Annotated in this window: 14 protein-coding genes; 12 read left to right on the top strand and 2 right to left on the bottom strand. The window is 39.1% G+C overall.

What is annotated here, in order from left to right; all coding sequences use genetic code 11:
* Positions 1-29: 29 nt before the first annotated feature.
* From Q0X77_RS07960 to Q0X77_RS07915, 10 genes are all read left to right on the top strand, one after another.
* Positions 30-398, top strand: coding sequence for a TfoX/Sxy family protein (locus Q0X77_RS07960; protein ID WP_297795621.1), 369 nt, complete (start codon positions 30-32; stop codon positions 396-398).
* Positions 399-500: 102 nt separating this feature from the next.
* Positions 501-1,418 carry an EamA family transporter gene (locus Q0X77_RS07955; protein ID WP_297795669.1) on the top strand — a complete coding sequence of 306 codons (918 nt, stop codon included), beginning with the start codon at positions 501-503 and terminating at the stop codon, positions 1,416-1,418.
* A gap of 83 nt (positions 1,419-1,501) precedes the next feature.
* A complete protein-coding gene (locus Q0X77_RS07950) occupies positions 1,502-1,975 on the top strand; it encodes a hypothetical protein (RefSeq protein ID WP_297795619.1) in 474 nt (157 codons plus the stop codon).
* A 216-nt stretch (positions 1,976-2,191) separates the two neighbouring features.
* Positions 2,192-2,566 carry a hypothetical protein gene (locus Q0X77_RS07945; RefSeq protein WP_297795615.1) on the top strand — a complete coding sequence of 125 codons (375 nt, stop codon included), beginning with the start codon at positions 2,192-2,194 and terminating at the stop codon, positions 2,564-2,566.
* Positions 2,547-4,403 carry an adenylate/guanylate cyclase domain-containing protein gene (locus tag Q0X77_RS07940; protein WP_297795611.1) on the top strand — a complete coding sequence of 619 codons (1,857 nt, stop codon included), beginning with the start codon at positions 2,547-2,549 and terminating at the stop codon, positions 4,401-4,403. The genes Q0X77_RS07945 and Q0X77_RS07940 overlap by 20 nt, the downstream gene beginning before the upstream one ends.
* A 141-nt stretch (positions 4,404-4,544) precedes the next feature.
* A complete protein-coding gene (locus Q0X77_RS07935) occupies positions 4,545-5,411 on the top strand; it encodes an AraC family transcriptional regulator (protein ID WP_297795608.1) in 867 nt (288 codons plus the stop codon).
* 90 nt (positions 5,412-5,501) lie between these two features.
* Positions 5,502-6,011: a DUF1772 domain-containing protein gene (locus tag Q0X77_RS07930; RefSeq protein ID WP_297795605.1), complete on the top strand. Its 510-nt coding sequence runs from the start codon at positions 5,502-5,504 to the stop codon at positions 6,009-6,011.
* A gap of 33 nt (positions 6,012-6,044) precedes the next feature.
* Entirely contained in the window at positions 6,045-6,890 is an 846-nt protein-coding gene (locus Q0X77_RS07925; protein WP_297795601.1) for an NmrA family NAD(P)-binding protein, read from the top strand.
* A 53-nt stretch (positions 6,891-6,943) separates the two neighbouring features.
* Positions 6,944-7,324: a DUF5367 family protein gene (locus Q0X77_RS07920; protein ID WP_297795598.1), complete on the top strand. Its 381-nt coding sequence runs from the start codon at positions 6,944-6,946 to the stop codon at positions 7,322-7,324.
* Between the two features lie 103 nt (positions 7,325-7,427).
* A complete protein-coding gene (locus Q0X77_RS07915) occupies positions 7,428-9,080 on the top strand; it encodes a tetratricopeptide repeat protein (RefSeq protein ID WP_297795595.1) in 1,653 nt (550 codons plus the stop codon).
* 74 nt (positions 9,081-9,154) lie between these two features.
* Here the strand turns inward: Q0X77_RS07915 and Q0X77_RS07910 are convergent, their stop codons facing one another.
* Both Q0X77_RS07910 and Q0X77_RS07905 read right to left on the bottom strand, forming a co-directional pair.
* Positions 9,155-9,529: a DUF2784 domain-containing protein gene (locus tag Q0X77_RS07910; RefSeq protein ID WP_297795592.1), complete on the bottom strand. Its 375-nt coding sequence runs from the start codon at positions 9,527-9,529 to the stop codon at positions 9,155-9,157.
* A 105-nt stretch (positions 9,530-9,634) separates the two neighbouring features.
* The gene (locus Q0X77_RS07905; RefSeq protein WP_297795589.1) at positions 9,635-10,330 is read right to left on the bottom strand and encodes a hypothetical protein; all 696 of its coding nucleotides are present in this window, start codon (positions 10,328-10,330) and stop codon (positions 9,635-9,637) included.
* A 282-nt stretch (positions 10,331-10,612) separates the two neighbouring features.
* Here Q0X77_RS07905 and Q0X77_RS07900 point away from each other — a divergent pair, with 282 nt between their 5' ends.
* Both Q0X77_RS07900 and Q0X77_RS07895 read left to right on the top strand, forming a co-directional pair.
* Positions 10,613-11,683: an SMP-30/gluconolactonase/LRE family protein gene (locus Q0X77_RS07900; RefSeq protein WP_297795586.1), complete on the top strand. Its 1,071-nt coding sequence runs from the start codon at positions 10,613-10,615 to the stop codon at positions 11,681-11,683.
* 179 nt (positions 11,684-11,862) lie between these two features.
* Positions 11,863-12,054, top strand: coding sequence for a cold shock domain-containing protein (locus Q0X77_RS07895; protein WP_297795583.1), 192 nt, complete (start codon positions 11,863-11,865; stop codon positions 12,052-12,054).
* Positions 12,055-12,093 lie beyond the last annotated feature (39 nt).

Raw genomic sequence — 12,093 nt, 5'->3', positions numbered from 1 at the left:
ATTTTAGAGAGATTCAAAAGGCAACCAGTATGGCTTACGATGAATATTTGGCAGACAGAATAAAGCACATACTTAAACATCTTGGGGTGGCCCATACTACAAAAAAGATGATGGGCGGACTCCTGTTCTCTGTAGATGACAAAATGCTTTGTGGGATCCACATCGATAAAAAGTACGGGGACAGCTTGCTCATGGCCAGGATAGGGGAGGAGGCCTATAATAAAGAAATTGAGAAAGAGGTTTGCCTGCCAATGGACTTCACAGGGAGGCCCATGAAAGGTTATATTTATGTAACCCCGGATGGATGGGACCTGGATAAGGATCTGGAGTATTGGATAAAACTAAGCCTGGCCTTTAACCCTCTGGCCAGGGCAAGCAAAAAGAGAAAAAAGAAATAACCCGGGTTACTACTATTTTTTTATCCGTTGTTCTAACTATTTGAATAAAATCCTTCCTGATCTACTTTCAAAAAGCTAATATTGCTTTCTATTCTATCCCGTATGGAGTCCAAACGAAATGTTCCATTAATAATCGGCGCTTTCTTCGCTATTTATGTGATCTGGGGGTCTACTTACCTGCTAAACAAAATAGCAGTGGCAGAACTACCTCCCTTTATGCTGGCAGGAGTTCGTTTTACCACTGCCGGACTTCTAATTTTTGGAATTGCTGCACTCCTGGGTAAAAGCCTCCGCATTACCAAAAAGCAGTTGGGCAATACCATCCTGGTGGGATTTCTTTTTTTGAGTTTTGGCAATGGGGTAGTGGTATGGGCCCTGAAATATGTAGATAGCAACTTTGCAGCTTTGGAGATCTCTGCCCAACCCCTGATAGTGCTTTTAATGATGTGGATCCTCCAGGGGAAACAAATACAAAGCAGTTCTATCGTAGGAATTTTTTTAGGGATTATAGGGATGTACTTACTTATAAACCAAAAAGCCGTGCTGGAACAGGAAAACGCCTTGCTGGGTATTGGGATGATCTTTTCCGCCATGCTGGCATGGGCCTATGGCAGCCTCTTTGTGGGCCGTGCAGATTTTCCTAAAAACTTTTTTGTAAACACCGGCTACCAGATGTTTATGGGTGGACTTATGCTGGGTCTTATGAGCCTGGCTTTTGGCGAAACCTGGAGCTCGCCCACCAGCTGGAGTCCGGAAACCAACTGGTCCATGCTACTACTTATTATTTTCGGTAGTATAGTGGCCTTCACTTCCTTTAATTACCTTTTAAAAAACGTTTCTCCGGAAAAGGTAGCTACCAATACCTATGTGAATCCCATTGTGGCGATGTTCCTGGGAAGTTACTTTTTAAATGAACCTATCACACTACAATCAATTGCAGCAGCCATCATCCTGCTTACAGGGGTATATTTTATTAATACCAAAAAGAAAATAGCCCTTTTATCCAGGTTTAAGAAATAGCTTATAAAGTGGATTTAATTCTTAGGAATACCGAAAAACAAATACTAAATTGTCTGTGAATTTTACTGAAATTACCTGTTAGTATGTCTGAACATCATGATGAAATAAGCTCTACTGATATAATGTATATTCTCGAAAATCCATGGGAGAAATTGCAGTGGGAGTGGAAACTTGATAATGAAAGTGAACGGCAGGAAACGCTGCAATTTATAAAGGATCTTCTAAAATTGGCGCAACAGGGCGGGTATTCCAAAATATGGAAAACCCCGGACGGTGCACCACTGGCCATTGTTGGTGGGTATAAAGTTGACGATAAGAAATATGCAACCTTCTTTGTATCCAGTAAACATATGGAAGAATATGGAATGCAGATAAGTTTTGACATGCGCAAAATAGCCAAAGAGCTGGCTGAGCAATTTAAGGGGTGCAGCATTAGCCAGTACGCCGAAGCAGATGATACGGATCGCATATCATGGTATAAGTTTCTGGGGTACATACACAAACCGGAAGGCGATATCGGAAATGAGCTTTATTTCGAATATGCATCGCCCGAATAAGTCTAGCGGCTATTATTTACTATAAGAACAATAGTAACGAAAAAGCACTATTTGGCACCAACGAAAGAACTAAACAGATGCATTTTCATCTTACCAAAATCTATCCCGGGTAAAGTATAGTTTCTTTTTTAAAGTAATTCTATTGACTTAGTTAAATTTGTTAATAGAAAAATACTATCTTAGAATTTCAATTACTAACCTTAAAAAACTAAAATTATGAGCCACGGAAATAAACCAAAAAAAATCACTATTAATGTATCTGCAACAACGGCAATTCCACACCCACCCGGTCTTTCGGATGGGACATTATCACTTCCTATTGGCGGGCCTGGGGACGCTGAATTCACTACGGATGTTGTGAAGGGCCAACCAGTGCAATTTGTAGGAACTGAAAATGCCACGATAACCAAGATTACCGAGGATGTCGATTTATTCAGTACCAATCCTACACCAGCAAATAAGTTTACCGGAATAGTCGGGTCATTACCTGAAAATGAGACAAAAGAATATACGCTTTTTTATACTGTGGCAGGACATCCAGGTATAACCTATAAGCAAGATCCAAAAATACGTGGTAAATCTAGTACCTAAAATAAAGTCGTTTAATAAATTTATAAAAGCCTATTTAACCGTAGGCTTTATTTTCTTATCGATAGCAGTTAGTTATGCACAGGACCAAGGGATTGCCAATAGTTTGGCAATAATTTATAAGGCTGATACCTTACAAGGTATATCAAAACTAAAATTACTAGAAGACTTATCTTTTAATGAGTGTAAAGATCTCAGTTTATCTGTTAAGTATGCTAAAGAACTTGTTAATCTGGCAAAAAGGGGAGAAAATGAACTTTATATATCAAAAGGTTACAACCAGCTAGGAAACTCTAATAGAATACTTGGTAATTTAGAAACCGCATTGGATGCTTTTTTCAAAAGTGCGGAAGCCGCAATTAAAGCAAAATCAATTGAAGACCAGGGATTAGCGAATATGTCCATAGCAGACATTTATTCCGAAATGGACAATTCCAATAATGCGGAAATCTATTATAAAAAGGCCATAGCGCTATTAAGAAAGTCAGATGCTAAAATTTCCCTGGCACATGCTCTATTAAATGCGGGAGATGAAGCTTTTAATACTGGAAAATTTGATTTAGCTTTAACATATTTTGAAGAGTCTGGAATCCTCTATCAGGAGGCTAATTACCTGATTGGTACTGCCTACTATAAGGGAAATGTGGGGATGGTCTATGCCGAACAAGGCAGGAACAAGCAAGCTGAAGCAAATATCGATGAGGCTATTACCATCCTGGAGGAACTGGAAGATTATTATCCCATCAGCGTGTACCTCATATCAATGTCCGATATCTATTTAGGAAAAGAGGAACACCCAACGGCTATCGATTATGCAAAAAGAAGTCTTACACTTGCAGAACAATACAGGTTAAAGGAACAGATTGCCGATGCGAATAAAAAACTTGCAGAGCTTTATGAACTTATTGGAGACCTTGTTACCTCTTATGCCCATTACAAAGCGCATATTATATATCGGGATAGTGTAAAAAATATTGAAACCGTACAGCAAATGGCGGATCAACGCACCAATTTTGAAGTCTCCCAAAAGCAGACAGAAGTAGACCTGGCAGAGCAAAGAGAAAAAAACCAGCGCAATATGACCATTGGCACGGCCATTGCACTATTATTAATAGGCATCATGGCAATAGGTCTGTACCGACGTAATAACTTTATCAGAAAAACAAAACAGATCATTGAGGAAGAAAAAGAACGCTCAGATAAACTCTTACTCAATATCCTCCCAGAAGAAACTGCGCTGGAACTGAAAGAAAAAGGAAAGGTAAAAGCCAAAAAATACGATGCCGTTACGGTTTTATTTTCAGATTTTAAGGGTTTTACGACTTATTCCGAAAAGCTGTCTCCCGAGGCTTTGGTAGAAACCGTGGACTTTTACTTCTCAAAGTTTGATGCCATTATAGAAAAGCATGGCCTGGAAAAAATTAAAACCATAGGGGATGCCTATATGTGCGCGGGGGGCTTACATGATAATGAAAAAGACCACGCCAACAGAATGGTTCTAGCCGCAATGGAAATTGCCGCCTTCGTAGAAGAGACCAAAAACGATATGGCCGCTAGTGAACTAACTTTTGATATCCGTATAGGCATCAATACCGGTCCTGTGGTTGCCGGGGTAGTGGGGACCAATAAGTTTGCCTATGATATCTGGGGCGATGCTGTAAATGTGGCCTCCCGTATGGAATCAAATTCGGAAGCCGGGAAGATCAATATCAGTGAAAATACCTATGAGTTAATCAAAGATAATTATGACTGTGCCTTCAGGGGAGAAATAAAAGTAAAGAACCGGGGCAGTCTGAAAATGTATTTTGTGGAGGGACAGAAAAGTAGCGTTCCTGCTTAAACAATAAGGTTTACGTCCACATACTTGTATTGAGAAGATATTCTCGGTTTAGAGCCCAACAAATTTAAGAACGAGCTCAATTGATACTGGTGCGATATTAGACGCTAAGTAATTGACAAATTAAATATCTTAGCATTAAGTATGACCAGAGATTTTATAGAAATAAATGACTTCGTAGTTCTATTAGAATATGCAGATTCTAAAGAGGAGACTATTGATAGCTGCGGTTTTGATGAAGATGTCATAGCCTTTGCTTTTTATGGTGCAGGCAACGTAGATCTTAAGGTAAAATACGGTACGCATCAAAAAAGCTATAACAATACCAAGGGGTTGGCCATGTCCTTTTTTGCCAATAAAAATGTTGACTTTGTTCATACCGTTTCCAAACATAAAAAATTGTCTTGTGTAGTTATTCTTTACAGTCTTAAGAATTTAAAAGAACTCCCGGATAGTGAACGTGAAGTCTATTCACAATATGTAAATGAGCTTATAAACCCAAATAGCGATTACGTTGAAGGCCCAACTTTTTACATGGACCATAACATGCAAAATGCGGTCGATAAAATTTTTACAAACACTTACGAGGGCCCGGCCAGGTCCTTATTTTTAAGGAGCCAGGTTACAGAATTATTAGCACATTTTTTTGCCAAAGTATCAGGTTCAGCCAAAGACAAGACCAAAACAATAAAGAACACTGACAGGGAAAAGTTATATGAGGCCAAAGAAATCCTTACTAAAAATATGGAGACCCCGCCATCCATAGCTGAACTTTCAAGAATGATCGGGTTAAACGATTTTAAACTCAAAAAGAATTTTAAAGAGCTGTTTGGTTTTCCTGTGTACAAATACCTGCAAAATGAACGTCTTATAAAGGCCCATGATCTTCTAAGCTCCAAAGAGGTTACCATACAAGAAGCAGCATGGTCCGTAGGCTATGAAAGCCTGAGTTCTTTCTCGAATGCCTTTATCAAAAAATATGGTTTCCGGCCCAGTGAGGTAAAGTCATAATCCTTTTCGAACAAATTTCAATCCTTTTCAAACAAATAAGTCATAAGGCTTAGTCGCAAATTTGCATTGTAATCTTAAAACAATGTAATCATGACTTCTTTAAATTTTGATACGCAAACCATAGTATTAGTACTGGCAACCCTTTTAACCGGACTTACGGCAGGACTTTGTTTTACCTGGAACAATGCGGTTACGCCCGGTATTGGTCAATTGGTTGACCCGGGTTATCTAAGGTCGTTTCAGGAGATGAACAGGGCCATTATTAACCCAATATTTCTAATCGTATTCTTTGGCCCGTTCTTTTTGCATATAGCCAACATCTTCTTATTCAAAACATCTTCCGGTACTATATTATCGCTGGTTATGGCATCAGCCGCGCTATATATTATCGGGTTAGTAGCAGTCACTATATTCGGAAATGTACCCTTGAATGAGCTATTGGATAAAACAGATTTGATGCAGGCCAGTGCCGAAGAATTAAAACTTTTACGGGACAAGTTCGAAGTAAAGTGGAACAGGTTTCATCTTATCAGAACCGTGAGTACAGTACTATCATTCTTATTACTGCTTATTATCTGTCTTAGCAGAACAAATGCATAAAACCATAATTAATTCAATTTAAAAATCAACATCATGAGTAAGAAACAAAACATTTTAGTATTAGGCGGCAAAGGAAAAACCGGTAGTCGTGTAGCGAGTCGTTTAGTAGAAAAAGGACAAATTGTTCGCATCGGGTCCAGAAGTGAAGAACCCTCTTTTGATTGGGAAAATTCAAATACCTGGGAAGCTGCGCTTCAGGATATGGATAGCATCTATATTACCTTTCAGCCAGATCTGGCGGTGCCTGGAGCCGCTGAAGCAATTGAAGGATTAACACGGCAAGCCTTAAAATCAGGGATTAAAAAAGTTGTTTTACTATCCGGGAAGGGTGAGATAGAAGCAGAAAAATGTGAAGAAATAGTCAAAAATTCCGGTTTGGAATGGACCATTGTCAGGGCCAGTTGGTTTAATCAGAATTTTAGTGAAAGCTTTTTTCTGGATCCTATACTCGCCGGACATGTGGCTTTGCCCAAAAACGAAGCACAGGTTCCCTATGTAGACGCTAATGATATTGCAGACGTAGTCGTTGAAGCACTACTTAGTTCAGCACATAATGCTGAGACCTATGAATTAACAGGGCCACGTACGCTTACATTTTCTGATGTGGTCAGGGAAATTTCTACCGCCACAGGCAGGGAAATACAATTCGCAGAAATCAGTATGGAGGAATACAATGCCATGATGAAGGAATTTAATTTACCTGAAAATTATCTCTGGTTGATTAACTATTTGTTTGAAAATGTTTTGGTAGAAAGCAATGCCGTGATTACCCACGATATTGAAAAGGTACTGGGAAGAAAACCCGTAGACTTCACGGCCTATGTAAATGCAACTGAAAAAACAGGGGTATGGAACCCGGCAGGGTTAGGGCTCCAATAGAATTGCCCGGTTTAAAATATAACAACTTATGCAAATCGAATAACAAAAGAATAATGGAAATTAAGAGAGCACTAATAGCAACAGCAATCGTATGGATCTTGGGCGTTACCGCCTATATTTTGTCACATTTTGTAAGGGTTTTGGACAACCCGGAACTCCAGGCAAATTTGGTCCTTATCTTAGTTTTAATACCAAGTGTACTACTAGGTGCCAGGTTTTATTATAAGAACGGAGTACAAACCAATGGGTTTAAATTAGGACTATTTATGTTTTTGATTACCATTTGTTTAGATGCTTTAATAACCGTACCAGTATTTATTATCCCGGAGGGCGGAAATTATCTTTCCTTTTTTGGAGACCCCTGGTTTTGGATTATTGGACTGGAGTATATTTTGGTGGTTGTGCTCTATTCCAAATTTGGAGTAAAATCCTAAATAAGAGGGCCGATTCAAAATCTTTCTGTAACATTTTTAAATAAATGATGTCCTATAAAGAGCAAACCTTGCTCTTTGAGGCTAACTTCTAACGAATACTATTATGAAAAAATTACTTTTTTTAGCTGCCTTACTGCTGTTTTGGCAACTACCCGCACAACAAAAATTTACAAGTTCGCAATGGCAGGAAGACCTGCGTTTCCTTCAGGAGACGGTTCACAAGGACTATCCTTTCCTTTTTAAAAAGGTGAAAGCTTCAGAATTTGATGAGACTGTAGAAAAATTCTATACAGAAATCCCCAAAATGCAGGAGCATGAGGTCCTTGTAGGTTTTGCCAGGATCATAGGGATGTTTAAATACGGGCATACCAGGGTAAGTTTTTCGGAAGGTCCTGTAGCCTATCATAGCTTACCGATAAACCTTTACCAATTCCCGGACGGGTTATATATTACAGCTGCCCATAAAGATTATGAGTCGGTCGTTGGCGCCAAAATAACCGCTATAGAAGGTATACCGACAGATGAAGTACTGAAAGCAATTTATCCGGTTGTTCCCGCAGAAAATAACCAGTTCTTTAAAGCCTATGCAGGTCTTTATTTGATTGTGCCCGAAGTGCTGCATGCCCAGGGAATCACCAAAACCTTAAAACAAGATATTAGCCTTAGCCTTGAAAAGGATGGCAAATCTTTTGATTCGGTAATCAATGCCACCAGTAATCATGATACTCCCCTTCAATATGGTGAGCTAAAACCGGAAAGTGACTGGGTAGGGGTAAGGGACCAATCTCAAAATCCACCCTATCTTAAAAACCTGGATAAGATCTACTATTATGAATACCTGCCGGAACAAAAGGCTGTATATGTTCGCCATAGCCAGATACAGGATGATCCCGATGAAAATATCCCTGCATTTTACGAGCGCCTGTTTGAATTTGTGGAAAATAATGAAGTAGAGCGCTTAATCCTGGATGTACGTTTAAATGGGGGTGGCAATAACTACAAAAACAAACCCATAGTTACGGGTATTATAAAGTCTCAAAAGATTAATCAGACAGGAAAATTTTTCGTTATCATAGGCAGGCGTACCTTCTCTGCTTGCCAGAATTTAGTGAATGAACTGGATAATTATACCAACGCCATCTTTGTGGGGGAACCCACCGGTGAAAATATTAATTTCTACGGTGACAATCGCCGGGTAGAACTCCCTAATTCCAAGCTAGCAGTTTACCTCTCCTTTGCCTGGTGGCAGGATAAGCCCCAATGGGAGAATGGAGATTATACGGTACCCCATTTAGCGGTAGAATCTTCCTATGATGATTATAGCACCAACAAGGACCCTGTTCTGGAAACAGCCCTGAACTTTACCTCTGATAACTTCATTATAGATCCTATGGGCTATTTAACCCAGTTGTTTATGGATGAAAAATTTGAGTTTTTAGCCACAGAAGCACAGCGACTGGTACAAGATCCTGCATATAAATTTTTCAATTTTGAAGCGGAATTTAATAAGGCAGGCTATCAACTGCTGGGCTCCGGACAATTTGAGGGAGCGCTGTATGTCTTTGAAATGAATACCAAACTTTTTCCGGGATCTGCCAATACCTGGGACAGCCTGGCTGAGGGGTATTGGAAGGCCGGAGACCTTGTAAAGGCTAAAGAATATTATAACAAGGCCATTCGAATAGATCCTGATGGGCTTACAGCAGATAATGCGAGGAGGATGTTACATGAGATGGAAGGGGAATCCAAACAATAATTGTTTGTTTTTTTCTATATTCTTAAACCAGGATGCCTTGAACAAATTCTATGAGTTCATGGAAATACAGGGACTTAGGTGCGTGAACGCAGATTCACCCAGAGTGAACAAATCAAAGCAACAACCGCCAGGCCAAGAGTAAGCGAATTTACCAACTCGGTTCCTGGCATCCAACCTGTTAATTTTTCCACCAGGAAAGCAATATAACTTGAGGGCAAATCATTTTCTCCAAGTTGCCTTAAGATGGCATAATGCCAGTCGGTCAGGAAACAATACCCCCAGCCTTTCCAGAGCCCCAGGATACCCCAGGATGCAAAGGTTACTAACAAAGAAACCAGGTTAAGCTTTCGTGTTTTGGGAAACATCCAGCCAAACAGATTAAAGAGTATCAGTACTGTATGAAACAGGTAAAAAAAGTAATTAACCAGTTGAAGCACTGCTTGTTTCATAGGGCCGAGCTTATGTTGCAGCTAAAAGATAGGAAATTATACTTTAAAGCATACCACAAAGGAATCAACGACTAATTAGGGAAGGTATTTATAGGAAGTGCTATCTTACTTTTTGGCCTTGACATACTTTTCAATTACTTTTTCACTGCTCATTAGGGCCATTTTATCCAGTTTAGTAGAAATCAGTTCTTTCCCATTATCCTCAAGCTCTGTGATATGGAATTTCATCTCCTTATCCACCAGGCTGCCATAGCCAACATTGGTTTTCCAAACCCTGGCCAGATCACTTTTCCTGATAATTCGCATTTCAACCGCCAGGTTTAAATGGTAAGTTCTCCATTTAGTAGTCCCATAGGTGGCTTTCCATCCCATCAATGGAATAATTACTTCCACAATATAGTCCGCATCAACATCGGCATACTTTGAAACTTCTTTTAGTTCGGCAGGCATCATAAACTCTGATGCATCTTCTTTAACTTCAACATTAGTCATAAGTCCATTGGACTTAAATAATTCAGACAATTTTTCCTGTACCCTATCCTCAGGGTAAAACCTATGTAATTCGTTATTCCCGGCAATATCGGATTGGGTAAGGTCAGCTATCAGTCCTTCACCTACCACATCTTTTGGGGTCATAAAATATAATGGAGGCGCTTGGTATCGAACCATCAATACTTTTGCGGTTTTTAGTTCCTCTTTCGTTTCCGGGGTTAGCTTAGCTTTTTTCTGTGCGTTTAGACCTGGAGTTAATAAAACAACTACCAGTATATAAAAAACGATTTTAAGATTTTGACTTTTCATTATTGAAGCAATTAATAAAGATTATTACAATGGTATTATCCCAGGATAATCTTGTGCCAATTTGCGGTTGGTTTTATGATAAAACGCCATGTAATTGCCGATATTGCCTGATTATATCTTCGGAAATCTATAAAATGAAATCCAGGAGCTTCAATAATACGTCCCGGATACTTTTTTTAAATTATGTGTCTTTACTTATGGGAAATAGCACTTACTTAGTTCACAGTTGAGCAAAAGTCAATCTAAATTCTATTATCTTTATCAATAACCAACTAACCAATTATGAGACTTACACTTTACACATTTGCCATTTTCATTTTTACATGTATCAGTTGTACTACCGAAAAGAAAACTGAGGAGACCAGCCCTGTAGTAGAATCCAAAAACCCACTCCCATATTTCACCTATAATAAGGAGAATTTATTTCCCGGTGATGGCAGCTTACTCAGGGCTGAAGACGGGGTTGAACTGGAAGATGGACGAATTGTTGTCGTAGATCAGGCCAATGGCCTGAGGCTCATTGAAAAAGATGGTTCCAACCGTCCGTTTGGAGATTTCGCAGCTGCGGGATTTGAGCATCTTCCACCGGAGCAGATTGCATCGCCTAATGGCATGGTCCTGGAGCACGATGGGAAGCATATTTTAATGTCTGATGTTGCAGACGGAAAAATTTACAGGGTAGCCATAGACTCAGAAAAAGTAGAAATGATCTATGATCATCCTTATGGGGTTAATACGATTTACAGGGATAGAACAGGGGCATTATGGTTTTCTCAGTCTACCGAGAGTACTAATTTGAATGAAATGTTTCGTGATGTAAATATTCCCGTACCCCATGGTGCCGTTTTCAGAATGGCCGATTTAGAAACTCCGCCTGTTAAAATTATGGACAGTCTTTATTTTGCGAATGGGATTACGATGGACAAGGACGAAAAACATCTTTATGTCGCCGAAACTATGATGGACAGAATACATAAATTTGAAGTAGATACACAAAGCGGTTCGGCCAATTATACCGGCGTGGCTGCAAATGTAGGGACTCCGGATAATTTATTAATAGATAGTGAAGGTCGGTTAATCGTAGCTTCACCGCTAAACAATCAGGTAATTGTTATAGATTTTAAGAATCATTCTCAGCAAGTGTTATTTGATGGTTCCACAAAGGATAATTTAAAGATTACAAACGAATGGAATCGAAGGAGTCATCTAGGCATGGAGCGACTTGAATTACTGGCGCCGGATCTGTTTCATCCCCTTCCGGGATTACTTACAGGGATGTTCTTTTCCAATGATGGTCAAACACTTTACATTACAAATTTGGGTAATGATCTTATGAAATATGACTTTAATTGAAATAATTCTGGTGACTTCCAGATTGTTTAGAGCACGCTACACGGGCCTCAGGGCGGGATGTGAAGGGGTGATATTTTAATTATACCTATAAATTATTTAAGTAATCTGCTGAAATTTAAATTATTGGTGCCATCTTTGCAGTGTAAAAAGTAATATAAATACAATTAAATTAAATTACAATGAGTAAAGGAACAGTTAAATTCTTCAATGATTCCAAAGGATATGGATTTATTACTGAAGAAGGTTCAAACAATGAACATTTTGTACATTTTTCTGGATTAATTGATGAAATTCGTGAAGGCGATGAAGTTGAATTTGATCTGACAGAAGGAAAAAAAGGATTAAATGCAGTAAACGTAAAAGTTATTTAACATATACGATTCTACTTTAAAACAAAAGCCCATCAATAA

Origin of the sequence: uncultured Eudoraea sp., from assembly GCF_947258925.1 — a bacterium.
GTDB lineage: Bacteria > Bacteroidota > Bacteroidia > Flavobacteriales > Flavobacteriaceae > Eudoraea.
The sequence above is the reverse complement of the archived record's forward strand: the minus strand, read 5'-3'. Positions and strand labels throughout refer to the sequence as shown.

Excerpts from the sequence above, each read along its gene's own strand:
- Q0X77_RS07960 (WP_297795621.1), top strand. The coding sequence starts at position 30 with ATGGCTTACGATGAATATTTGGCAGACAGAATAAAGCACATACTTAAA.
- Q0X77_RS07955 (WP_297795669.1), top strand. The coding sequence starts at position 501 with ATGGAGTCCAAACGAAATGTTCCATTAATAATCGGCGCTTTCTTCGCT.
- Q0X77_RS07950 (WP_297795619.1), top strand. The coding sequence starts at position 1,502 with ATGTCTGAACATCATGATGAAATAAGCTCTACTGATATAATGTATATT.
- Q0X77_RS07945 (WP_297795615.1), top strand. The coding sequence starts at position 2,192 with ATGAGCCACGGAAATAAACCAAAAAAAATCACTATTAATGTATCTGCA.
- Q0X77_RS07935 (WP_297795608.1), top strand. The coding sequence starts at position 4,545 with ATGACCAGAGATTTTATAGAAATAAATGACTTCGTAGTTCTATTAGAA.
- Q0X77_RS07930 (WP_297795605.1), top strand. The coding sequence starts at position 5,502 with ATGACTTCTTTAAATTTTGATACGCAAACCATAGTATTAGTACTGGCA.
- Q0X77_RS07925 (WP_297795601.1), top strand. The coding sequence starts at position 6,045 with ATGAGTAAGAAACAAAACATTTTAGTATTAGGCGGCAAAGGAAAAACC.
- Q0X77_RS07920 (WP_297795598.1), top strand. The coding sequence starts at position 6,944 with ATGGAAATTAAGAGAGCACTAATAGCAACAGCAATCGTATGGATCTTG.
- Q0X77_RS07915 (WP_297795595.1), top strand. The coding sequence starts at position 7,428 with ATGAAAAAATTACTTTTTTTAGCTGCCTTACTGCTGTTTTGGCAACTA.
- Q0X77_RS07910 (WP_297795592.1), bottom strand. The coding sequence starts at position 9,529 with ATGAAACAAGCAGTGCTTCAACTGGTTAATTACTTTTTTTACCTGTTT.
- Q0X77_RS07905 (WP_297795589.1), bottom strand. The coding sequence starts at position 10,330 with ATGAAAAGTCAAAATCTTAAAATCGTTTTTTATATACTGGTAGTTGTT.
- Q0X77_RS07900 (WP_297795586.1), top strand. The coding sequence starts at position 10,613 with ATGAGACTTACACTTTACACATTTGCCATTTTCATTTTTACATGTATC.
- Q0X77_RS07895 (WP_297795583.1), top strand. The coding sequence starts at position 11,863 with ATGAGTAAAGGAACAGTTAAATTCTTCAATGATTCCAAAGGATATGGA.